At 63.9% G+C, this 22,036-nt stretch carries 22 protein-coding genes; 14 read left to right on the top strand and 8 right to left on the bottom strand.

Annotated elements, in window-relative coordinates:
• Window positions 1–17 precede the first annotated feature (17 nt).
• Together CH268_RS19035 and aceA are read right to left on the bottom strand one after the other, a co-directional pair.
• Window positions 18–893 (bottom strand): 3-hydroxybutyryl-CoA dehydrogenase, encoded by an 876-nt coding sequence (locus CH268_RS19035; protein ID WP_094665569.1) that lies wholly within the window; start codon window positions 891–893, stop codon window positions 18–20.
• 163 nt (window positions 894–1,056) lie between these two features.
• Window positions 1,057–2,346, bottom strand: a complete 1,290-nt coding sequence (gene aceA, locus CH268_RS19040; protein ID WP_027498404.1) for an isocitrate lyase — start codon at window positions 2,344–2,346, stop codon at window positions 1,057–1,059.
• 532 nt (window positions 2,347–2,878) lie between these two features.
• On the opposite strand from aceA, the gene CH268_RS19045 reads away from it, so the two are divergent.
• Entirely contained in the window at window positions 2,879–3,793 is a 915-nt protein-coding gene (locus tag CH268_RS19045; protein ID WP_141215168.1) for a DUF559 domain-containing protein, read from the top strand.
• A gap of 85 nt (window positions 3,794–3,878) precedes the next feature.
• Here CH268_RS19045 and CH268_RS19050 read toward each other — a convergent pair whose 3' ends face one another.
• The gene (locus tag CH268_RS19050; protein ID WP_094665573.1) at window positions 3,879–4,283 is read right to left on the bottom strand and encodes an SPW repeat domain-containing protein; all 405 of its coding nucleotides are present in this window, start codon (window positions 4,281–4,283) and stop codon (window positions 3,879–3,881) included.
• Window positions 4,284–4,431: 148 nt separating this feature from the next.
• Here CH268_RS19050 and ramB point away from each other — a divergent pair, with 148 nt between their 5' ends.
• On the top strand, window positions 4,432–5,844 hold the full coding sequence (ramB, locus tag CH268_RS19055) for an acetate metabolism transcriptional regulator RamB (RefSeq protein WP_027498407.1): 1,413 nt from the start codon (window positions 4,432–4,434) through the stop codon (window positions 5,842–5,844).
• A gap of 17 nt (window positions 5,845–5,861) precedes the next feature.
• On the top strand, window positions 5,862–6,635 hold the full coding sequence (locus tag CH268_RS19060) for an LLM class flavin-dependent oxidoreductase (RefSeq protein WP_094665574.1): 774 nt from the start codon (window positions 5,862–5,864) through the stop codon (window positions 6,633–6,635).
• A gap of 26 nt (window positions 6,636–6,661) precedes the next feature.
• Here the strand turns inward: CH268_RS19060 and CH268_RS19065 are convergent, their stop codons facing one another.
• Window positions 6,662–7,657, bottom strand: coding sequence for an MBL fold metallo-hydrolase (locus CH268_RS19065; RefSeq protein WP_230597367.1), 996 nt, complete (start codon window positions 7,655–7,657; stop codon window positions 6,662–6,664).
• Between the two features lie 157 nt (window positions 7,658–7,814).
• Here CH268_RS19065 and CH268_RS19070 point away from each other — a divergent pair, with 157 nt between their 5' ends.
• Both CH268_RS19070 and CH268_RS19075 read left to right on the top strand, forming a co-directional pair.
• Window positions 7,815–9,254: a gamma-aminobutyraldehyde dehydrogenase gene (locus tag CH268_RS19070; protein ID WP_094652000.1), complete on the top strand. Its 1,440-nt coding sequence runs from the start codon at window positions 7,815–7,817 to the stop codon at window positions 9,252–9,254.
• Window positions 9,251–11,188, top strand: coding sequence for a primary-amine oxidase (locus tag CH268_RS19075; RefSeq protein WP_094665576.1), 1,938 nt, complete (start codon window positions 9,251–9,253; stop codon window positions 11,186–11,188). Before CH268_RS19070 ends, CH268_RS19075 begins: the two co-directional genes overlap by 4 nt.
• Window positions 11,189–11,316: 128 nt before the next feature.
• Here CH268_RS19075 and CH268_RS19080 read toward each other — a convergent pair whose 3' ends face one another.
• The 3 genes from CH268_RS19080 to CH268_RS19090 form a co-directional block, all read right to left on the bottom strand.
• Window positions 11,317–11,745 carry a hypothetical protein gene (locus CH268_RS19080; RefSeq protein WP_052056973.1) on the bottom strand — a complete coding sequence of 143 codons (429 nt, stop codon included), beginning with the start codon at window positions 11,743–11,745 and terminating at the stop codon, window positions 11,317–11,319.
• A gap of 223 nt (window positions 11,746–11,968) precedes the next feature.
• A complete protein-coding gene (locus tag CH268_RS19085) occupies window positions 11,969–12,490 on the bottom strand; it encodes a hypothetical protein (protein WP_032381223.1) in 522 nt (173 codons plus the stop codon).
• Complete coding sequence (locus CH268_RS19090) at window positions 12,487–12,699, bottom strand: helix-turn-helix transcriptional regulator (protein ID WP_032389029.1); 213 nt, start codon at window positions 12,697–12,699, stop codon at window positions 12,487–12,489. Before CH268_RS19090 ends, CH268_RS19085 begins: the two co-directional genes overlap by 4 nt.
• A 181-nt stretch (window positions 12,700–12,880) precedes the next feature.
• Here CH268_RS19090 and urtA point away from each other — a divergent pair, with 181 nt between their 5' ends.
• From urtA to CH268_RS19120, 6 genes are all read left to right on the top strand, one after another.
• Complete coding sequence (gene urtA / locus CH268_RS19095; protein ID WP_032369802.1) at window positions 12,881–14,158, top strand: urea ABC transporter substrate-binding protein; 1,278 nt, start codon at window positions 12,881–12,883, stop codon at window positions 14,156–14,158.
• A gap of 72 nt (window positions 14,159–14,230) precedes the next feature.
• The gene (gene urtB / locus CH268_RS19100; protein ID WP_027498414.1) at window positions 14,231–15,115 is read left to right on the top strand and encodes an urea ABC transporter permease subunit UrtB; all 885 of its coding nucleotides are present in this window, start codon (window positions 14,231–14,233) and stop codon (window positions 15,113–15,115) included.
• Window positions 15,112–16,203, top strand: a complete 1,092-nt coding sequence (urtC, locus tag CH268_RS19105; protein ID WP_032389028.1) for an urea ABC transporter permease subunit UrtC — start codon at window positions 15,112–15,114, stop codon at window positions 16,201–16,203. Before urtB ends, urtC begins: the two co-directional genes overlap by 4 nt.
• Window positions 16,200–17,030, top strand: coding sequence for an urea ABC transporter ATP-binding protein UrtD (urtD, locus tag CH268_RS19110; protein ID WP_094665578.1), 831 nt, complete (start codon window positions 16,200–16,202; stop codon window positions 17,028–17,030). The genes urtC and urtD overlap by 4 nt, the downstream gene beginning before the upstream one ends.
• Window positions 17,023–17,715, top strand: coding sequence for an urea ABC transporter ATP-binding subunit UrtE (gene urtE, locus CH268_RS19115; RefSeq protein WP_032373723.1), 693 nt, complete (start codon window positions 17,023–17,025; stop codon window positions 17,713–17,715). The genes urtD and urtE overlap by 8 nt, the downstream gene beginning before the upstream one ends.
• A gap of 11 nt (window positions 17,716–17,726) precedes the next feature.
• Window positions 17,727–18,395 (top strand): GntR family transcriptional regulator, encoded by a 669-nt coding sequence (locus CH268_RS19120; protein ID WP_094665580.1) that lies wholly within the window; start codon window positions 17,727–17,729, stop codon window positions 18,393–18,395.
• 47 nt (window positions 18,396–18,442) lie between these two features.
• Here CH268_RS19120 and CH268_RS19125 read toward each other — a convergent pair whose 3' ends face one another.
• The gene (locus CH268_RS19125) at window positions 18,443–19,366 is read right to left on the bottom strand and encodes an ABC transporter substrate-binding protein (RefSeq protein ID WP_441346989.1); all 924 of its coding nucleotides are present in this window, start codon (window positions 19,364–19,366) and stop codon (window positions 18,443–18,445) included.
• A gap of 112 nt (window positions 19,367–19,478) precedes the next feature.
• Here CH268_RS19125 and CH268_RS19130 point away from each other — a divergent pair, with 112 nt between their 5' ends.
• The 3 genes from CH268_RS19130 (at window position 19,479) to CH268_RS19140 (ending at window position 21,967) form a co-directional block, all read left to right on the top strand.
• Entirely contained in the window at window positions 19,479–20,039 is a 561-nt protein-coding gene (locus tag CH268_RS19130) for a carboxymuconolactone decarboxylase family protein (protein WP_027498420.1), read from the top strand.
• On the top strand, window positions 20,036–20,800 hold the full coding sequence (locus tag CH268_RS19135; RefSeq protein WP_255182448.1) for a class I SAM-dependent methyltransferase: 765 nt from the start codon (window positions 20,036–20,038) through the stop codon (window positions 20,798–20,800). Before CH268_RS19130 ends, CH268_RS19135 begins: the two co-directional genes overlap by 4 nt.
• 117 nt (window positions 20,801–20,917) lie before the next feature.
• On the top strand, window positions 20,918–21,967 hold the full coding sequence (locus tag CH268_RS19140; RefSeq protein WP_032365161.1) for a M48 family metallopeptidase: 1,050 nt from the start codon (window positions 20,918–20,920) through the stop codon (window positions 21,965–21,967).
• Window positions 21,968–22,036 lie beyond the last annotated feature (69 nt).

The raw sequence follows: 22,036 nt of genomic DNA on the forward strand, positions 1-22,036 counted from the left end.
CCCGCCCGAGACGCCCACTACTTTGCTACGCGGCCGTTCTCGTAGCGGTAGAACCCGGCCCCGGTCTTCTTGCCCGTCTGTCCCGCCTCGACCATGCGCAGCAACAACGGCGGTGCCGCGAACAGCGGCTCGTCGAATTCCGAATACATGGAGTCGGCAATGGACTTGACGGTGTCGAGACCCACGAGATCCGCGAGCGCGAGCGGTCCCATCGGGTGCGCCAAACCCAGAACCGTCGCTTTGTCGACGTCTTCCTTGGTGGCGAATCCCGACTCGACCATGCGGATCGCCGAGAGCAGATACGGAACGAGAAGTGCGTTGACGACGAAGCCCGAGCGATCCGCGGATCGCACCACCTGCTTGCCGAGAACATCTCCGGCGAAGGCTTCGGCGCGGTCGGCCACCGCATCGGACGTTGTGCTCGTGGTGACCAGCTCGACGAGTGGCAACACCGGTACCGGATTGAAGAAATGAAGTCCGACGACGCGCTGCGGTGCCGTGGTGGCCGACGCGAGCGTCGTGATCGGAATGGACGAAGTGTTGGACGCGAGCACGGCATTCGCGTCGGACACCACCGCGTCGAGTTCTGCGAATATTGCCGCCTTGATCTCTTCGTCCTCGAGGACTGCTTCGACGACGAGTTGGCGGTCTGCGAAGTCCCCGAGATCGCAGGTGAACCGCAACCGGGAGGCGGCGTGTTCTCGTTCGCGCTCGGTGATCTTGCCGCTGCTCACTCCGCGGTCCAGTGATTGCAGGATGCGGCTGCGGCCGGCCGTCGCCAGTTCGCGAGTCTGTTCGTAGACCGACACGTCGACGTGCGCGCGGGCGCAGACCTCTGCGATTCCCGCACCCATCTGTCCGGCTCCGACGATCCCCACCCTCTCGACCGTCACTGAGACACTCCTTCAAAAAACATTGCGCTACAACATCTTTGGTGAGATGGGGGTAACTCTTGCCGGGTACGCCCAAGACCCTCGCGATACAGAACAGGCGGCCCGCAACGAAAGTTGCGGACCGCCCGACTGGTGCGCTAGAAGGTGAGGAGAGGCGGTACCTCTAGTGGAACTGGCCTTCTTCGGTGGAGCCCTTCAGTGCTGCCGTCGAGGTGTTGGGGTCGACGGTGGTGGCGATGCGGTCGAAGTAGCCCGCGCCGACCTCACGCTGGTGCTTGATGGCGGTGAAGCCACGCTCTTCGGCAGCCTTGAACTCGCGCTCCTGCAGGTCGACGAACGCGGTCATGCCTTCGCGGGCGTAGCCGTGTGCCAGGTCGAACATGCCGTAGTTGAGCGAGTGGAAGCCTGCGAGGGTGATGAACTGGAACTTGAAGCCCATGGCGCCGAGTTCCTTCTGGAACTTCGCGATGGTGGCGTCGTCCAGGTGCGCCTTCCAGTTGAACGAAGGCGAGCAGTTGTAGGCGAGCAGCTGGTCCGGGAATTCGCTGCGAACCGACTCGGAGAACTTCTTGGCGACCTCGAGGTCCGGGACGCCGGTCTCCATCCAGATGAGGTCTGCGTACGGTGCGTAGGCCTTGGCGCGAGCGATGCAGGGCTCGATGCCGTTCTTGACGCCGAAGAAGCCTTCTGCGGTGCGGGTTCCGTCGAGGAACTCGCGGTCACGCTCGTCGACGTCGGAGGTGATCAGCGTGGCTGCCTCGGCGTCGGTGCGGGCGATGATGACCGAGGGGACGTCGGCGACGTCCGAGGCCAGACGGGCGGAGGTCAAGGTGCGGATGTGCTGCTGGGTGGGGATGAGAACCTTGCCGCCGAGGTGGCCGCACTTCTTCTCCGATGCGAGCTGATCCTCCCAGTGCACGCCGGCAGCGCCGGCCACGATCATGGCCTTCTGCAGCTCGTATGCGTTCAGTGCGCCACCGAAGCCTGCTTCGGCGTCGGCCACGATGGGTGCAACCCAGTTCTTGACGGACGTGTCGCCCTCGATCTTGGCGATCTCGTCGGCGCGCAGGAGTGCGTTGTTGATGCGACGGACGACCGACGGAACCGAGTTGGCCGGGTAGAGGCTCTGGTCCGGGTAGGTGTGGCCCGAGAGGTTGGCGTCGCCGGCGACCTGCCAGCCGGAGAGGTAGATCGCCTGGAGGCCGGCGCGAATCTGCTGCACGGCCTGGTTGCCGGTGAGGGCACCGAGCGAGTTGATGTAGTCCTCGTTGTTGACGAGATCCCACAGGATCTCGCTGCCGCGGCGAGCGAGTGTGGCTTCTTCGACCACAGTGCCCTGGAGGTCGGAGACCTGCTGCGCGGTGAAGTTACGGGTGACGCCCTTCCAGCGCGGGTTGGTGTCCCAATCCTGCTGAATCTCGGCGGTGGTCTTCGGGGTGCCGGTGGTCGACATCGGAGCTCCAGTCTCTTCTCTGCTTCTCGGCCTGCCGCGAGACGAATCTTCACATCGTTGCCAGGCCCTTCTGGTGTACTCCAAAACAATGGCACACCCGAAAACAGGCGTCTACCAGTTGTTAGTGCCAATCTTGGCTAGCTTTCCAGAGCCCTTTGCTAAGTCTGCAAATTTTCGGGGCTCACATACCTCGCCGATCGGGCAGCGTGGTTACTCGTCGGTAGCGACGAATCCCCAGTTGGTGAACGGAATGAACAAAATTCTTTACGGGACGCTTGTACGGTTTGAATCGAGCGTCTGAATCGAGTCAGAAAACAGCTTGGTAGTGATGGACGTCACACACTCTTTGTCTCACGATGTGGACGCTGCACAAGGTGCTCCTCTCGCGATCTCTCGTTGGAGAATCCCCCGTGCGAGTGCGTCGAATGGAGCAGGAATTGCACCATCCACAAGCATTCGGCCATGCACAGGCCATTCCATTTCCCCAGGTCGACCGATCAACGCCCCACAACGACGCACCGATGTTGCAGCCATGACACACCACAACCCCGCAGGTCGTTCCGCAGGCTCCACTCCCACCCCCGCAGGTCATTCCGCAGGCTCCACTCCCACCCCCGCAGGCTCCACTCCCACCACGTGGAGGGATCTCGTCGCCGCAGGGATTCACCCCAGCACCATCTCGCGTCGCTTCACCCGCGTCCTGCCGACGGTCCATATTCGCGGGGAGCCGTCGACGATGGACCGTTGTCGGGCGATCACGCTGTGGCGACCCGACGCCGTCCTCAGTCATCGATCGGCCGCGTACCTGCGCGGCTGGACCACCGAACCGACAATGCTCGACGCCACCGTCCCTCGAACTGCGCGGCTGCGACCTCCGTCGTGGCTTCGGCTGCACCGTCGCGACATGGACTCCACGCTCGTCGACGAGGTCGCGACGTTGCCCTGCACCATCTCGGCGCAGACGATGCTCGATTGTCTGGCGCTACTCCCCCGCCCCGATGCCGAGTTGCTGATCGACGAGCGCCTGAAGTTCGGAATGGACCCGGCTTCGTTGCTCTGCCTACTCGACCGATTCCCGGGTCGGCACGGGAACGTCGAGCTGGCTCGTCAGGTGCGGCTCGCGGTATCGAGATTTGCGTCGGAGCCCGAGCGCGCTCTGGGCCGCGCAGTGCATCGACTCGGCCTGCGCCTGGAGATGAACGCTGCAGTCGGTCCGTTCGTGTGTGATTTCGTCGACCGCCGCAGCCGAACGATCATCGAAGTCGACGGTCGCGAATTCCACAGTGCAGCAGCCGTATTCAGCAAGGATCGCCGACGACAGAACGCGCTGATCCTCGATGGCTGGTTGGTGCTGCGCTACTCGGCGTTCGATGTGCTCGCCGCGCCTGACGCCGTGGCTGCCGAAATCGCAGCGGTGATTCGACGACGACGGGCATCGCGGCGATGACTGCACACAATGCTCCACTCGCTGGGCCGCACACGGGATTTACCGCGCCCGCCCCAGTCAGTGGAGCATCAGTTGCAGAGAAGCCTCAGATGCGAACGCCGGTGCGCTCGTTGTTGGAGGCCACCACTCGCGAGGTGACCGGTGCCCGGCGCGATGCGATGACTCCCAACGCACCCATGGCGGCGATCACGAGTCCGCCGACGATGGCGAACAGGTCCGCGGCCAACAATCCGGAGGGGAAGACCATCAGCGCGGGTGAGACGGCGAGCAACACACCGAGGCCGACGTGAGTCCAGTGACTCTGCCTGGACGCGGATCCGATGGCCCAGAGCGCCGACGATGCCGCAAGGATGCCGAGCACCAGGATGGCTCCGGTGACTTCTTGGTCGCCCTGGACGGGAAGCCAGACGGTGGAGGCGACGAGAACGGCTCCGGTGACGAAGACGACGACGTCCCTGACGATTTCCGATGTGCGCTGACGATTGGACATGACCGCTCCTCGAGGTGCGTGATGAATAGCTCGTATATCGGTATACGCCTTTACTTCGGCTAATGTTCCCGACGGTCACCGAATCGTGACCCAGCAGCTAGTTGCGAACGGTGTTAAGGCAATTCTTCGCAGGCGTAGCCTGGCAACCGTGTCCAAGACTTTCGTCGGCGTTCGCCTTCGGCAGCTCCGCAGCGAACGCAGCATGAGCCAGGTATCTCTGGCGCAGAAGCTCGGCATCTCGGCTAGCTATCTCAACCAGATCGAGCACGACGTACGCCCGTTGACGGTTCCGGTACTGCTGCGGATCTCGGAGGTCTTCGGCGTCGACACCTCGTTCTTCTCCTCGGAGGACGACACCAGGTTGGTTGCCGAGTTGCGCGAGGTCGCACTCGATCAGGACATGGGCATCGATGCCGATCCGCACGAGATCGCGCAGATGGTCAGCTCGCACCCGCAGCTGGCTCGGGCAATGGTCAATATGCATCGCCGATACCGCAATACGACGGCTCAGCTGTTGGCAGCGACCGAGGAACGATTCTCCGACGGCAGTGGCAGCGGCTCGATCAGCAAGCCGCACGAAGAGGTGCGCGACTACTTCTATCAACGACAGAACTATCTGCACGAATTGGATACCGCCGCAGAGGCATTGACGTCGAGAATTCGGTTCCATCGCGCCGATGTGGGCGGTGAGATCGCGAAGCGGTTGCGCACGGTGCACGACGTGCAGATCGTCAATCGCATCGACCTCGGTGAGAACGTGTTGCATCGGTTCGACCCGCAGACGCGGGTGTTGGAGATTTCTCCTCACCTCTCTGGTGGGCAGAAGGTGTTCAAGTTCGCCGCCGAGCTCGCGTATCTCGAATGCGGTGATCTGTTGAACAAAATGGCCGACGAGGGAAACTTCACGAGCGAGGCGTCGAAGAAATTGGCGGTGCTCGGGTTCGCCAACTATTTCGCGGCCGCGACGGTGTTGCCGTACCACCAGTTCCACGACGTCGCCGAGGATTTCCGATACGACATCGAGCGGCTGTCGGCCTTCTTCTCGGTGAGTTACGAGACCATCTGCCACCGACTCTCCACGCTGCAGCGCCCCGAGATGCGCGGTGTTCCGTTCTCGTTCGTCCGGGTCGATCGCGCCGGCAACATGTCGAAACGACAGTCCGCCACCGGCTTTCACTTCTCCTCCAGCGGTGGCACGTGCCCGCTGTGGAACGTGTACGAGACGTTCGCGTATCCCGGCAAGATCATGACGCAGATCGCCGAGATGCCCGACGGCCGCAACTACCTGTGGATCGCGCGGACGGTGGAACGCCGCGCCGCTCGATACGGGCAGCCCGGCAAGACTTTTGCCATCGGCCTCGGTTGCGAACTGCGCCATGCCGGACGGCTCGTCTATGCCGATGGACTGGACGTGCAGGGCTCGGCGGTCGCAACTCCGATCGGAGCGGGTTGCCGGGTCTGCGAACGCTCGAACTGCCCGCAGCGTGCGTTTCCGCCGCTCGGCAAGGATCTCGACATAGACGAGCACCGAAGCTCGGTGTCCCCGTATCTCGTTCGCTGAGTAGAAAGAGAATTTCCATGACCCGAATCGGCGTTGTACTCCGGCCCGAGATCGCACCGGAGGCGCTGGTCGACGCGGCTCGCGCAGCCGATGCCGCGGGCGTCGACGAGGTCTGGCTGTGGGAAGACTGCTTCTTCTCCGGCGGGCTGTCCACTGCTGCACTGATTCTCGCGAGCACCGATCGCGTGAACGTCGGCATCGGGGTGTTGCCCACTCCGATGCGGAACGTCGCGTCGACGGCCATGGAGATCGCGACCGTCGCTCGGGTCCATCCGGGCCGGCTCCGCGTGGGGCTCGGCCACGGCGTCCAGTCGTGGATGGGCCAGATCGGCGCGCGAGTGCAGTCTCCGCTGACGTTGCTCGACGAGCAGATGACGGCGCTCACCGCGCTGTTGGCGGGCGAGAGCGTCACCGTGCAGGGTCGGTACGTCTCGCTCGACAATGTGCAGCTCGATTGGCCTCCGCTGCAGGCACCTCCACTGCTCGTCGGGGCGACAGGCCCGAAAACCCTTGCTCTGAGCGGCCGCAGGAGTGTCGGCACCATTCTCACGAGCGAGACGGACCCGGATCAGCTGCGGACTGCTGTCGGGCATATCGCCGCGGGGCCGGGGCACGACATCGTCGTCTATGTCGCCGTCGGATCCGACTCCGATGCCGCCATGAGCAATCTGCAGCGCTGGATCGATGCGGGCGCGACCACTGTCGTACTCGAACCGACTGCAGAACAACCGGATCCGACCCCACTGTTCGCGCACGCCGCGTCCTTGACGGCGGAGTTCGGAGCCCGGTAACCAGCAGCCTCACCCAAAGGCTGACACTAGCGCTCCCGCAGATAGCGTCCCGCGTCGGCGAACGCGCGTGCTCGACGCGTCAGCGTGGGTGGCGCAGCGGGTTCGCCTCGCCACAGGCGGTAGAGCGTGCTCATGCTGAGGATGAGTCGCTCCGGCGAATCCCAGTGCGCGTAATGGCCGAATTCGGGTGATTTGAGCAGGTTCAGGGCGGCCTCGGTGGAACCGAGTCCCGCGTCGAAGCACGCTCGTCCGGCCTCGCCGACCCAGGTCCAGTAGCTGCGCACGGCGCGTATTTCGTCGGTGCCGCACAGGGGTCCGTGGCCGGGAACGTACAGGTCGGCGTCGAGTTCGAGGAGGTGGTCGAGGGCGTCGATCCAGTTCTGTAGCGGGCCGTGCCAGAGCACCGGGGTGGCGTCGATGAAGAGCAGGTCGCCCGCGAACACGACCCCCGCGTCCGGGAGGTGCGCGATGAGATCGCCTTCGGTGTGCGCCGGACCGAGGTAGCGCAGGTGAACCAGTCGTCCTGCGACATCGATGGTTTCGGTGGTTTCGAAGGTGTGATCAGGCAGCCGGGGCAGCGCCGACGGAAACAGCGCATCGCCGCGAACACGGTCCATGTAGGAGCCCATCGCACCGATCGGTCCCGGCACCCAGCCGACTGCCTTGCCGAAGGACGCGAATGCGGATACTCCCTTCGGCGGGGTCTCCTCCTTCATCGCGTGCAGCGACGCCGCACTGGTGGTGATCCGTGCGGAGGCGGGCACGCTGTCGTTTCCCCACCAGTGATCACCGTCCGAATGCGTGTTGAGGACCTCGGTGATCGGTGCGGCGGCAACCAACTCGGCGGTGTCGGCGGCAACCCGCTCGGCCCAGTTCACGTCCCAGACGGTGTCGATCAGCATCGACGCCGAACCGGGTGCCACGACGAGCCCGGTGTTGGTCTGCCCCCAACTGCCCGGTGGACGCATGAAGGCCCAGGTGTCGTCGGCGATCTGCTGGTATCCCACCTCGGTGTTTCGCACTGCCACAGGCTATCCGCTGAGCATCTCCTGTACTTGCTTGTTCTTCTGACATTTCGTCCTGATTACTCGCATCGTCGTGTACATCTTGTCGGGTGGCAAAGTCTCGTCCGCGGGTGCAGGCTTTGCAGAACCGAAATAGTCGACGCTAGGGGTTGTGATGACGGTGCCTGTCCTGCAGAACTACATCGACGGGGCATTCGTGACGCCCTCGGGTACCGAGATGCTCGATGTCGTCAGTCCGGTGGACGAGTCGGTGGTCGCTCGAGCCCCGATTTCCGATGCTGCCGATGTCGACGCCGCAATGTCGGCTGCCGCCAAAGCTTTCGAGACCTGGGGCAAGACGACTCCGAGTGAGCGGCAGAAAGTACTGCTGAAGCTCGCCGATGCCATCGAGGCCCACAGCGACGAGATCGTCGAGGCGCAGAGTCGTAACACCGGTCAGCCGAAGGCCACCATCGCCGCCGAGGAAGTCACCGTCGGAGCAGATCAGATTCGGTTCTTCGCCGGGGCTGCACGGATGCTCGAAGGCAAGTCGGCCGGCGAGTACATGGACGGGTTCACCTCGTACGTACGCCGCGAGCCGATCGGCGTCGTAGGGCAGGTGACTCCGTGGAACTACCCGTTCATGATGGCGATCTGGAAGATCGGGCCTGCCCTCGCGGCCGGCAACACCGTCGTCCTCAAGCCGAGCGACACCACCCCCGAGAGCACCCTGGTGCTGGCGAAATTGTCGAAGGGCATCGTCCCCGACGGCGTGCTGAACATCGTGCTCGGCAACGGCGGCACCGGCGCCGCCATCGTCGAACACAAGACGCCCGGCCTGGTCTCGATCACCGGTTCGGTGCGGGCAGGCATCGCCGTCGCCGTCGCCGCTGCCAAGCAGCTCAAGCGCGCGCACCTCGAACTGGGCGGCAAAGCACCGGCCATCGTGTTCGACGACGTCGACATCACCAAGGCCGCCGACGGCATCGCCGAGGCCGCGTTCTTCAACGCCGGCCAGGACTGCACGGCGGTCACTCGCGTGTTGGTTCACGAGTCGGTACACGACTCGCTCGTCGACGCACTCGTCGCCAAGGCGAAGACACTGAAGGTCGGATTGCCCGACGACCCCGACACCTTCCTCGGCCCACTGAACAACGTCAACCACTTCGGCCAGGTCAGCTCCAAGGTCGACGGTATCGGCGCGCACGCCACCATCGTCACCGGCGGAAAGCGCATCGGCGACAAGGGATTCTTCTACGAGCCCACGATCATCACGGGCGTGCAGCAGTCCGATCCCATCGTGCAGGAGGAGACGTTCGGCCCGGTGCTGACGGTGCAGAAATTCTCCGACGAGGCAGAGGCGATCGAGCTGGCCAACGACGTCGACTTCGGTCTCGCGTCGAGCGTCTGGACGTCCGATCATGCTCGCACGCTTCGTATTTCGGCGGCTCTGGACTTCGGTGCCGTCTGGGTCAACTGCCACATCCCGTTGGTGGCCGAGATGCCGCACGGCGGCTTCAAGTACTCCGGTTACGGCAAGGACCTCTCGGCCTACGGCGTGGACGATTACACCCGCATCAAGCACGTGATGAGCTCGACGGAGACCATCGCATGACACTTCATCCCCTGGACCCACTCTCGAGCGACGAGTTCTCCGCCGTCGCCGAGGTTCTGGGCCGGGAACACGGTGTCGGCGACGGGTGGCGATTCGCCTCGATCGAGATGATCGAACCGTCCAAGTCCGAGGTCGCCGCGTTCGATGCGGACGGTACCGTCCCCGCCCGTCGCGCAGTCTCGGTGGTGTTGAACCGCGCCGAGAACAGCACGTTCAAGGCCGTGGTGTCACTGGACAACAGGAGCACCGAATCCTGGACCCACATCCCGGACGTGCAGCCCAACTTCACCGTCGACGAGTGGGAAGAGGCCGACGCGGCTCTGCGTGCACACCCCGATGTGATTGCCGCGCTTGCCGATCGCGGGATCACCGATCTCGATCTGGTGTTCATGGACACCTGGACGTACGGCGAGGCGGTGACGCCCGAGAAGTACAAGGGTCGACGCCTGGGCTGGTCGGACACGTGGGTCAAAGCCGCAGAGGGTGCCAATCCGTACGCGGGGCCGGTGGGCGGCTTCCACTGCGTCATCGACGCCAACACGATGGAACTGCTCGAGATCGAGGACACCTACCGCGTCGAGCGGCCGGAGATCATGGGCGAGTATGTACCCCGCCATATTCCGGAGCGCATCCGCAACGCCAGCAGCCGTCCGCCGCTGAAGCCGCTCGAGATCACCCAGCCGGACGGCCCGTCGTTCGAGCTGGACGGCAACAAGCTGACGTGGCAGAACTGGTCGCTGCGTGTGGGGTTCAACTACCGCGAGGGCATGACGCTGCACGCCGTCACCTACGACGACAACGGGAACACGCGATCCGTCGCGAACCGAATGTCGTTCGCGGAGATGATCGTTCCGTATCGTGACCCCACCGAGGACCACTATCGGCGCACCGCATTCGACATCGGCGAGTGGGGCCTGGGCTTCATGACCACCTCGCTCGAGCTCGGCTGCGATTGCCTCGGTGAGATCCGGTACCTCGATGCCGTGCTGCACAACAGCAAAGGCGAGCCGTACACGATCACCAACGCGATCTGCATCCACGAGGAAGACAACGCGGTGCTGTGGAAGCACGTCGATCACGACGCCGGGGCAGAGGTGCGTCGGATGCGCCGTCTCACCGTCAGCTTCCACGCCACCGTCGCCAACTACGAGTATCTCGTCTACTGGCGCTTCTATCAGGACGGCAACATCGAGTGCGAGGTGCGCGCCACCGGCATCATGGTCGTCACCCACTTCGAGGAGGGCGGCACCCATCCGTCGGGCACGCTGATCGACAATCGCACGTATGCGCCGTACCACCAGCACTTCCTGGTCGCCCGGCTCGATCTGGACATCGACGGCACCGAGAACACCGTCTATTCCAGCCAGACCCAGATGGTGCCGATGGGTCCCGACAATCCGTACGGCCTGGCCCTGACACAAGTGAACACCCCGCTCACCACCGAGTCCGAGGGCAAGCAGGATTACGACTGGAACACGCAGAAGGCGTGGAAGGTGGTCAACGACAACGTCACCAACGGTCTCGGCACCCGGCCCGCGTACAAGTTGGTGCCCGGCTCGGCGATTCCGGCGATGTTCGATCCGGCGTCGCCGATCTTCCAGCGTTCCCAGGTGATCGGTCACACCGTATGGGTCACGCCCAATTCACCCGACGAGCGTTGGCCCAGTGGCGAGTTCGTCAATCAGAGTGGCGTCGACCATGGCCTCCCCGAGTGGACCGAGAAGAACCGTTCGATCGAGAACACCGATGTGGTGGTCTGGTACACCTTCGGCATCCATCACATCACCAGGCCCGAGGACTGGCCGGTGATGCCGTCCGACACCGTCTCGTTCTGGCTCAAGCCTTTCGGCTTCTTCGACCGCAACCCCTCGCTCGACGTCGCACCATCGGAGCAGAAGCACTGCCACACCGATCCCGGCAGCACCTGTCACTGACTGGCGCGACCCGACGGCAGCGAGGACCGACAACGAAGCGAAGCGGCGCGTAGCTCACCTGAGCTACGCGCCGCTTCGCTGTCTTGTGTTGACCGGGCCTTGCATCCGGCCTAGGAGCTGTGTTCGGCCTACGAACTACGTCGGACCTCGAACTGCTCGCCGACGACAGCAGTCTGCGATTCGGTGACGCAATCCAGGCGTCCGTCGAGACGCAGCGAGACGTTGTACTCACCCGGCTTGAGCGCGAACGTGGTGATCGTGATGCTTGTCGCGTTGTCTTCCACGACGACGCGTGGGCTCAGCGACAGCATGCCGTTGTGCAGGACCTCGCATACCTGACCCGGAAAAACGTTGTCCACATCGACGGTGATGGTTCTGGGGCCGCCCAGAACCTCGATCGTGGGAGTGCTCGACCCTACGAGTCTGAGGTAGCTCTTTTCTCTGCGCACGGTCTCGACTTCCCTGTTTGCATGCTCCACCGGAGGGTGGACGCCCGACACGGTCTCGTTGGTACTTCGTGGCGCGACGGAGGACGGATTGGTATTACACGTCGTCATCGCCGTCCACCCGAGCCTCCCTTTACATCGAACGTGCATCCGTCCGCGTTACCGAAACCGCCGCCGAACAGCACCCCTACAGCCGCAACACCGGGAAATCGCGATGTCATCGGTCAGAACATACCCTCCGGCCTGCAAATCTGCGAAACGGAGACGGTCCAACCGAAGCCTTTACGCATCCTTGCACCCTGTAACAGATCGTGCGACACATTCGAGACCCAATTCATTCGTCCGTATCGAAAGCCCGCTGCTCGGCCAGCTCGGCGGCACGCTCGGCCTGTCGGGCCTGCCGCCGCCTACCCCTGATGCCCACCACGACACCGGCAAGACCTCCGACAAGGCCGATGCCGGCACCGACCAGGATCGGTGCGAGCCTCCCGTGTCCGTAATGAAGCAGCAGGCGCAGGCCGGCACCACCAGCACCCACGAGATAGAGAACCACCAACACCCCGATCCGCGACCGGCGAAGCTTCTGCGAGGTGTACATGTCGATCCCCCGCGCTCGGGCGTACCCCACAACTACGTTGGCGACCGTGAGGAGAGCCACGAAGATTCCCAATGCCACCCAGGCCCCGGTGACACCCGCCGCGAAGGGCAGTACAGCGCCGACGATCATTCCGATCCACAGCAGGGATTGGAATCCGACGGCCGAGGCCTCGTTCCAGATGTCGCGTTGTAGTTCGTCGGCGTAGAAGTCGTCGTCCAGGTCTCCCACGAAGCGGGCAGCTTTGGTGAATGCGCTCATGTTCGTTTCCCTTCGTCGTCGCCGAACAGTGTTTCGACTGTCGTGTCGAGTGCTCGGGCCAGTCGCAGTGCCAGGTACACGCTCGGTGCGTAGTCGCCGCCCTCGACGGAGACGATGCTCTGCCGGCTGACTCCGCACATGGTGCCGAGTTCGGCCTGCGTGATGCGTGCCTGTTTGCGATGCGCGCGAACGTTGTTGGATCCGGGCATGACAAAAAGTCAACTCTGCTTGTCAGAAAATGTCAAGCAGTCTTGTCATTCGTTCGCCTTTACCTACTCGTAACGCGAGAAACAGACTCGTCACCGCAGAAAATACCAACGCAATAAGTTGCCTTTACTGTTCGCAATCGCGAATACATCTCCGTATACACACTTTCCGAAAGGGCCGTAGATGCCTGCTGTCTCGAAGCGCATGTCCGTCAAGCGCGTCATGGTCGTTCCCGCAGCACTGGCTGCATTGAGCCTGGTTGCCACTGCCTGCGGTAGCAAGGCGAGCGACACCACCACCGCCGAGGGCGGCGGAGGCTCGTCCACCTCGTGTGTGGACACCTCCGGTGACACCATCAAGGTCGGCTCGCTCAACTCCCTGTCCGGCACGATGGCGATCAGCGAAGTGACAGTGCGTGATTCGATCGCACTGGCCGTCGAGCAGATCAACGCGGCCGGTGGCGTCAACGGAAAGCAGATCGAGGTCGTCGCAGAGGACGGCGCATCCGAGCCGACCGTGTTTGCCGAGAAGGCCGAGAAACTCATCAGCAGCGACTGTGTCGCAGCAGTTTTCGGTGGCTGGACGTCGTCGTCGCGCAAGGCGATGCTGCCGGTGTTCGAGGACAACGACGCACTCCTCTACTACCCCGTGCAGTACGAGGGCCTCGAGGCGTCGAAGAACATCTTCTACACCGGAGCCACCACCAACCAGCAGATCATCCCGGCCCTGGACTACCTGAAGGAGAAGGGCGTCAAGTCCCTCTACCTGGTGGGCAGCGACTACGTGTTCCCGCAGACCGCCAATCGCGAGATCAAGGCGTATGCGGCCGCCAACGGTATCGAGATCAAGGGCGAGGACTACACCCCGCTCGGTTCGACGGACTTCTCCACCATCGTCAACAAGGTCCGCTCCGCCGACGCCGATGCCGTGTTCAACACGCTCAACGGTGATTCCAACGTCGCATTCTTCCGTGAGTACACCAACGCCGGCCTCAAAGCTGCTGACATGCCGGTCATCTCGGTGTCCATCGCCGAGGAAGAGGTGGCGGGCATCGGAGCCGCGAACATCGCGGGCCAGCTGACTGCCTGGAACTACTACCAGACCGTCGACAGCCCGGAGAACACAAAGTTCGTCGCCGACTACAAGGCGAAGTACGGTGCCGACAAGCCCACCTCGGACCCCATGGAAGCCGCGTACACCTCGGTCTACCTGTGGAAGAACACCGTCGAGAAGGCAAATTCGTTCGCGGTGGCCGACATTCAGGCCGCAGCCGACGGTGTCAGCTTCGCCGCTCCCGAGGGCGAGGTTGTCATCGACGGCGACAACCACCACATCTCCAAGACCGCCCGCATCGGCGAGATCCGGCCCGACGGCTTGATCTACACGGTGTGGGAGTCCCCCGAAGCCATCGCTCCCGACCCGTTCCTCGAGACCTACGACTGGGCCTCCGACCTCAACTGACCACCACCCATGTGAGTGGAACTTCGTAGCCTGCTACGAAGTTCCACTCACATGCTCCGAAGGAGCTCCCCCATGGACGTCGTGATCGGACAGTTGTTCACCGGCCTGTCGATCGGATCCATTCTCTTGCTCGCCGCCCTCGGGCTCTCACTGACGTTCGGTCAGATGGGCGTCATCAACATGGCACACGGCGAGTTCATCATGGCCGGCTCGTACACGGCCTACGTTGTGCAGCAGATCGTCTCGACCGGCGGTGCATCACTGTTCATCTCGCTGATCGTCGGCTTCCTCGTCGGTGGCGCAATGGGTGTGCTGCTCGAGGTGACGCTGATCCAGCGCATGTACCACCGTCCATTGGACACCCTGCTCGTCACGTTCGGCGTCGGGCTCATCCTGCAGCAGCTCGCTCGCGACATCTTCGGTGCCCCGGCGGTCAACGTCGTCTCGCCGGAATGGCTGAGCGGCGGCGTCGACATCCTCGGTGCCGTGGTGCCCAAGACCCGAATCTTCATTCTCGTGCTGGCGGTCGTCGCCGTCGTCGCACTGTCGATCGCGCTGAAGAAGACCGCAATGGGTCGACGCATCCGCGCGGTGGTGCAGAACCGCGATCTCGCGGAAACCTCGGGCATCTCGAGCCGCAGGACTGACATCTCGACGTTCTTCCTCGGCTCCGGTTTGGCGGGCGTCGCGGGCGTGGCACTGACTCTGATCGGATCCACGAGTTCCACTGTGGGACAGAGTTATCTGATCGACGCCTTCCTGGTGGTCGTCGTCGGTGGACTCGGCCAGATCAAGGGCGCGGTGATCGCCGCCTTCGCCCTCGGGATTCTCAACTCGTTCATCGAATACAGCACCACGGCCTCGATCGCGAAGGTCATCGTGTTCGTCCTCATCGTGATCTTCCTCCAGGCCCGCCCGCAGGGCTTGTTCGCTGTCAAGACAAGGAGCCTGGTATGAGCGACTTCATCGCCAAGCGCGGCGCTCTGCTGGGTTTCGCGCTCGCCGCAATCCTGTTGTTCGCTGTGGCTCCCGCCGTCCTCAGCGACTTCCGGTTGAATCTGCTGGGCAAGTTCATCTGCTACGCAATTGTGGCTGTCGGTATCGGATTGGCCTGGGGCCGAGGCGGAATGCTCACCCTCGGCCAGGGTGTCTTCTTCGGCATCGGTGCCTACATCATGGCCATGCATCTGAAGATCTCCGACGCCGATCTGCGCGGCGACGCGGTACCGGACTTCATGTCCATCGCCGGTATCCGTGAATTGCCCTCGTACTGGCTGCCGTTCACCTCGCCCATCACGACGATCCTGGGCATCCTGTTCGTGCCGGCACTGGTGGCGCTGGTGCTCGGCCTCGGCGTGTTCAAGCGTCGCGTCAAGGGCGCGTACTTCGCGATCCTCAGTCAGGCACTGGCCGCCGCCTTCGCGATCCTGCTCATCGGACAGCAGACCACCGGTGGATCCAACGGACTCAACAGGTTCCGCACGTTTTTCGGGTTCAACCTCAACGACCCCGCCAACAAGCAGATGCTGTTCTTCATCGCCGCCGGTGTACTGCTCGTCGTCGTCGCCATCACCCGCCAGCTGATGTACTCGCGCTACGGCGAACTACTGGTGGCCGTCCGCGATCAGGAAGAGCGAGTGCGCTTCCTAGGCTACGACCCGGCGAACGTGAAGATCGTCGCGTACGTCGCCGCAGCGTTCTTCGCCGGTCTCGCCGGTGCGCTGTTCGTCCCGATCGTCGGCATCATCTCCCCCAACGACGTCGGCATCGTTCCGTCCATCGCGTTTCTCATCGGCGTCGCCATCGGCGGCCGCACCACTCTGCTCGGCCCGGTTCTCGGCGCGCTCGGAGTCGCGTGGGCGCAGACCACGCTGTCCGAGCAATTCCCGTCCGGTTGGACGTATGCGCAGGGTCTGCTGTTCGTCGTGGTCGTCGGATTCTTCCCCGCCGGCATCGCCGGACTCTTCGCACTGCGCAAGCGAAAGAAAGAGCCCGAATCGGTCCCGGAGGCCAGCGCGGAACCAGAGAAAGAGCTCGCACGATGATCCACGTCGAAGGCCCGCAGCCCACGTTCGGCGGCAACGCCGGCATGTCCAGTCAGTACCTCGAAGTCCGCGATCTGACAGTCAGTTTCGATGGCTTCAAGGCCAACACCAACGTCGATCTGACGCTGATGCAGGGCGATCTTCGCTTCCTCATCGGACCGAACGGAGCCGGCAAGACCACGCTGATCGACGCCATCACCGGTCTCGTTCCGGCCACCGGCTCGGTCACCAAGTCCGGAGTGGAACTGCTGGGCAAGAAGGTGCATCAGATCGCCCGGCTCGGTATCGGTCGAACCTTTCAGACGGCCAGCATCTTCGAGAATCTGACGGTGCTGCAGAACCTGGACATCGCCGCTGGGTCCGGACGATCCGTGCTGACGATGCTGCGCCGTCGGGCATCGGTTCTGCCCCAGATCGAGGAGGCCCTCGAGACGATCGGTCTGACGGCCCAGAGAGACAAGGCCGCAGGAATTCTGGCGCACGGCCAGAAGCAGTGGCTCGAGATCGGAATGTTGTTGGTGCAGAACGCCGATGTGCTTCTGCTCGACGAGCCGGTCGCCGGCATGAGCCACGAGGAACGTAAGGAGACGGGCCAGCTGCTGCAACGCATCGGCGGTGAACGGACCGTGGTGGTGGTCGAGCACGACATGGACTTCATGCGGATGTTCGCGACCTCGGTGACAGTGCTGGCGGCCGGACGCGTTCTGGCCGAGGGCACCGTGGCCGAGGTGCAGGCCGATCCGAAGGTTCAGCAGGTCTACCTCGGCACCGCCGCGGCGGGCGAGGAACTCGAGCACATCGCAGAAGAGGGAGCCGATCATGCTTGAACTGGTCGACGTCAGAACAGGTTACGGCCGCAGCGAGGTCGTTCACGGTGCGTCGCTGACGGTTCCGGCCGACGGTGTCGCGGCGGTGATGGGCCACAACGGTGCGGGCAAGACGACGCTGCTGCGCGCGGCGGTCGGGCTGTTGAAAGTGAACTCGGGCAAGGTCATGTTCGACGGTGAGGACGTCAGTGCGTTGCGGCCCAGCGCCCGCGTCGCCCGCGGACTGGCGTACGTGCCACAGGGCCAGCAGTCGTTCGGTCAGTTGACGACAGCGGAGAATCTGCAGGTGGTGGCCGACGGGCGCAAGCGCGGCAAGGCACTGATCGACGAGGCACTCGACCTCTTTCCGGCGCTGAAGGAATTGCTGAATCGCAGAGCCGGCCTACTGTCCGGCGGCCAGCGCCAACAGCTCGCCATCGCAAGAGCCTTGATCACCGAACCGCGGATGCTGATTCTCGACGAGCCGACCGAGGGCATTCAGCCGTCGGTCGTCGCCGAGATCGAGCGCACCGTCATCGAGCTCACCCGCCGCGGCGGTCTCGGAGTTCTGTTGGTGGAGCAGCACATCGGCTTCGCATTGGAATCTGCCCAGAAGTACTACATTCTCGAGGCCGGCCGGATCACGTCCACCGGTGTGGGCGGATCCGATTCCGAGGCCGACGTGCGCGCAGCCATGGCGATCTGACCGGGCGTATCGTGCCGCGCAAGGACCTTCGCGAGAAGGTCTATTCGTCACTGCGCCGGGATCTGATCTCCGGTGCGATCGGCTCCACGGAACGGCTCGGCGAGGAGCGTCTCGCCGAGCTGTACGGCGTCTCGCGCACTCCTGTGCGAGAGGCGCTGGCACGTCTGCAAGCCGACGGTCTGGTCGTGCGCGACGAGGCCGGTCTGCATCCCTATCGTCCCCGGCTCGGCGACCTACCGGATCTGTACGAACTGCGGTCGACTCTCGAGTCCCGCGGAATCACTCGCTCGACGCCGCAGTCCTTCGATCGGGCTGCCTTGTCGGCGTTGGCGGCGACGTGGGCCGGGTTGCGTGCGCACCCACCGGAGACCACCGACGACATGGTCGCCATGGACGAGCAGTTCCATGTCGCGTTGTCGGCCGCGTCGGGCAATGCGGCTCTGACCGAGGCCCTGTGCGCCGTCAACGCCAAGGTGCGGCCCGTGCGTATTCTCGGTGGTCTCGACGCCTCGGCCGTGGTCTCGGCGATCGATGAACATCTCGCGATCGTCGAGCACCTGCTGACCGGGCAGCTGGACACGGCGCTGGATACGCTTGTTGCACATATCGATTCGTCCCGCGACCGAGTGGTCGAGCGCGCCCGTCAGGCCGCGGCGTTGGCCGGCGCGGTCCGAATCTAACGCGTCAGCTGGCATCCGACAGGAGTGGAGCCTGCGGAACGACCCAACTAGTCAGCCGACAGGATTCGGTCAATGTCGTCGAGCACGGTCTGTCCGCCCATGGGCCCCACGCCGGTGATCCAGTACGACAGGTCCACCGCATGCGGATTGGGCAGTGTCGCAGCGTTGTCGGTGATCGACGACGGGATTGCGGCGGGGTCCGACGGGTTGTCGGCGGTGACGACGATCAAGTCCGCTGCCGCCTGAGCCGCCAGCTCGGGAGAGAGGTCGACCGAGATCTCGTCGGTCCATTCCGGCCGCGGCGGGGTGGTGAATCCGGCACATTCGAGCGTGCTTCCGGCGAACGACGACGGCCCGTACAGGGTCAGCTCACCACTGCGCGGCCTGATCAGTTGCGCTGTTTTCCCGGCGGTGTCGTGCTTTTCGGCGATCTCGGCGCACCGGTCGTCGTAGGCGGTGAGCAGTTCCTCGGCCTTCGCTTCCTTGCCGAGAACGCGCCCGACGAATCGGACACTGTCGCGCCACGGATCGGACTGGGAGGCGATGAACACCGTCGGCGCGATGGCGGAGAGTTGGTCGTAGTACTGCGCGTGCCGAGTCTCCGTCCCGAGAATGAGGTCGGGTTGCGCGGCAGCAATGTCCTCGATGGTCGGTTCGGCCACCGTGCCGACCGTGGCGATGCCGGCCGCTTCCGTCCCGAGATAGGTCGGTACACCGGCGGTTTCGCTGAGCACCGCCGTGCCGACGGGCACGATGCCGAGCGCGACCGTGGTGTCGAGTTCCACCGGTTCCAGGGTGACGACCCGCAGAGGATTGTCGGGAACGTCGATCGAGCCTCGAACGGTCTCGACCGTTCGAGTCGCTTCGCCGGCGGACCCGTCGGCGGTATCGGCCGACGAGCATGCCGTCGCTCCTGCCGCCAGCGCGAGCGCGGTGATGGCCAACGCTGTCAGACCGAGCTTGAACTGCACCACTTCGAGGGACCTCCGGGTAGAACAATGCGAGACACAAAGGAGGTTAGCCTACCCTCCAGATCATTACCCCGCCGCGTCCCCGGACGGCGGAGCTACCAGTCGGTAAGATGTGATCGTGACCACTCCACGCATTCCGTCCGGTACCGCCCGCACCCTCGGCCCCGTCAACTGGGTCATCTGCAAGGTCATCGCCAAGGGCGCAGGAGTACCCAACCCCCACCTGTTCACCACTCTCGGTCGAACCGGCGGCCTGTACCGGGCGTGGCTGTTCTACAGCGGCCATCTGATGCCGGGCGGAAAGATCTCCCGCAAGGAATCGGAAATGGTGATTCTCCGGGTGGCGCACCTGCGCGAATCGGCATACGAGATGGACCACCACATCCGCCTGGGCCGTCGAGCCGGCATCGACCGAGACCTGCTCGAGCTGATCATGACCGGCCCGCACGCCCCTGGGCTGTCGACTCGCTACCGCACCATCCTCACTGCCGTCGACGAGCTGATCGAGACCAAGACGCTCACCGACGCCACGTGGTCCGAACTGGCGACCCAGTTCGACGAACGTCGCCTCATCGAATTCGTCTTGCTGGTCACCCAATACGACGGGCTCGCAACCACATTGGGCACCCTCCGCGTCGAACGCGACTACGGCGACCGGCCACCACGACGATGAACGAGACACCCGAGACTGCACTGCGCCGCGCTCTGGCGATGATCGAACCGGAGTCGGTCCGCACGAGCGCCCGGATCGACGGCGGCTACGTCGAACTCATGGGCAACGCCAAGGCCCCCAATCCGACGATGGCCAGCCGAGCGATGAACAACCGCGGTGTCGCGGCGATCTACGAGAACATCTGGCGACCGTTCGGAGTATCGATGATGGGAATCGGCGGGCTGCCCATGTCCGCCGAACGCGCCAAGGCCGTCGCCGACTTGCGGTTACACGGGCCACAGCGAGTCCTGGACGTCGCCTGCGGCCCCGGCAACTTCACCAGGTTCCTGTCGGAGCAGCTGACCGAGGACGGTATCGCCGTCGGCTTCGATATCTCCGAGGCTATGATCGCTCGCGCAGTGCGCGACAATCGGGGGCCGCGTGCGGCATACGTTCGCGGCGATGCGGCCGAACTCCCGTACGCCGACGCGACATTCGACGCCGTATGCTGTTATGCCGCACTGTATCTCGTGCCACATCCACTGCAGGTGGTCGACGAGCTCATCCGCGTCCTGCGACCGGGTGGACGCATCGCCATCATGACCAGCTGTGAACTGGGCCTGGCACCGCTGCGCACCGTCGTCGGCCTGGGATCTGCCGCCGTCGGGGTACGCGTGTTCCCGAAGGGGCAGTTCACCGAGATGTTCGCTGCTGCGGGCATGACCGACATCGAGCAGGACATCCGCGGTCTCGCCCAATTCGTCAGTGCCACCAAGAATTAGCGCTACCGACCCTGCTTAACCCCCGGCGGTGCGAGACCTGACCGTGGTCAAGAACGAACCGGAAGGGCTTTTTACTGATACTTTGGCAAACAGACCGATCAGACTGGGAGCCACACAGTGACACACGCACCGGACCGTACTCGTATCGAGTTTCCCGATATCTCTTCTCGCACTTGGGAACACCCTTCGGACCGAGCAGCCTTGGTCACTCTTCGCACCCTCAAGGGCTTCGACACGGTGCTGCGAACGCTGTCCGGACTGCTGCGCGAGAGACAGCACCGCCTGATGTACTTGGCCACCGCGGTGCGCGTCGACGAACGCCAGTTCAAGGATCTGAACGATCTTCGAGCCGATTGTGTGCAGATTCTCGGCGCGGAGGAAACTCCGGAGCTGTTCGTGGTTCAGTCGCCGATGGTCAACGCGTTCACCATCGGGATGGATCGACCGTTCATCGTCCTGACCACCGGCATGCTCGACATAATGACCTACGAGGAACAGCGATTCGTCGTCGGCCACGAACTGGGCCACGCCCTGTCCGGCCACGCGGTGTACCGCACCGTTCTCATGCACCTGATGCGCCTCGCCGGCACGGTCGGCTGGGTTCCGGTGGGCGGCTGGGCCTTGCGCGCGGTCATCGCGGGACTGATGGAATGGCAGCGCAAGTCCGAATTATCCGGCGACAGAGCAGGTTTACTGTGCGGACAGGACGTGCACACCGCGATCAGCGTGCAGCTCAAGTTGGCGGGCGGCGCACGTATCAGCGAAATCGACGTCGACGCCTTCCTCGCTCAGGCCGCCGAGTACGAGGCCAGTGGAGACCTGCGCGACGGCGTGCTCAAGCTGCTCAATCTCGAGCTCCTCTCGCACCCGTTCTCGGTGCTGCGCGCTGCGGAGCTGAAGAAGTGGGTCGACACCGGCGAGTACGCGGCGGTCCTCCGCGGCGACTACCCGCGCCGGTCCACCGACCACGAGGCCAAGGTGTCGGAGGAGTTCCGTAACGCGGCCCGCACGTACAAGAACAACTTCGACACGTCGGAGGACCCGCTGATCAAGACGGTCCGCGACATCGGCAGCGGCTTCACCGGTGCCGTCGACGCCGTCGGCAACGGAATCGGCGACGTGGCGTCGGACATCAAGGGCCGATTCGACCACTGGCGAAAGTCCTAGTACCCGACAGCAGTCCTAGTACCCCAGAACGAAGCGAACGGCGGCGACCACCGAGGTGGTCGCCGCCGT

Source organism: Rhodococcus sp. 06-1460-1B, from assembly GCF_002258475.1.
GTDB lineage: Bacteria > Actinomycetota > Actinomycetes > Mycobacteriales > Mycobacteriaceae > Rhodococcoides > Rhodococcoides fascians.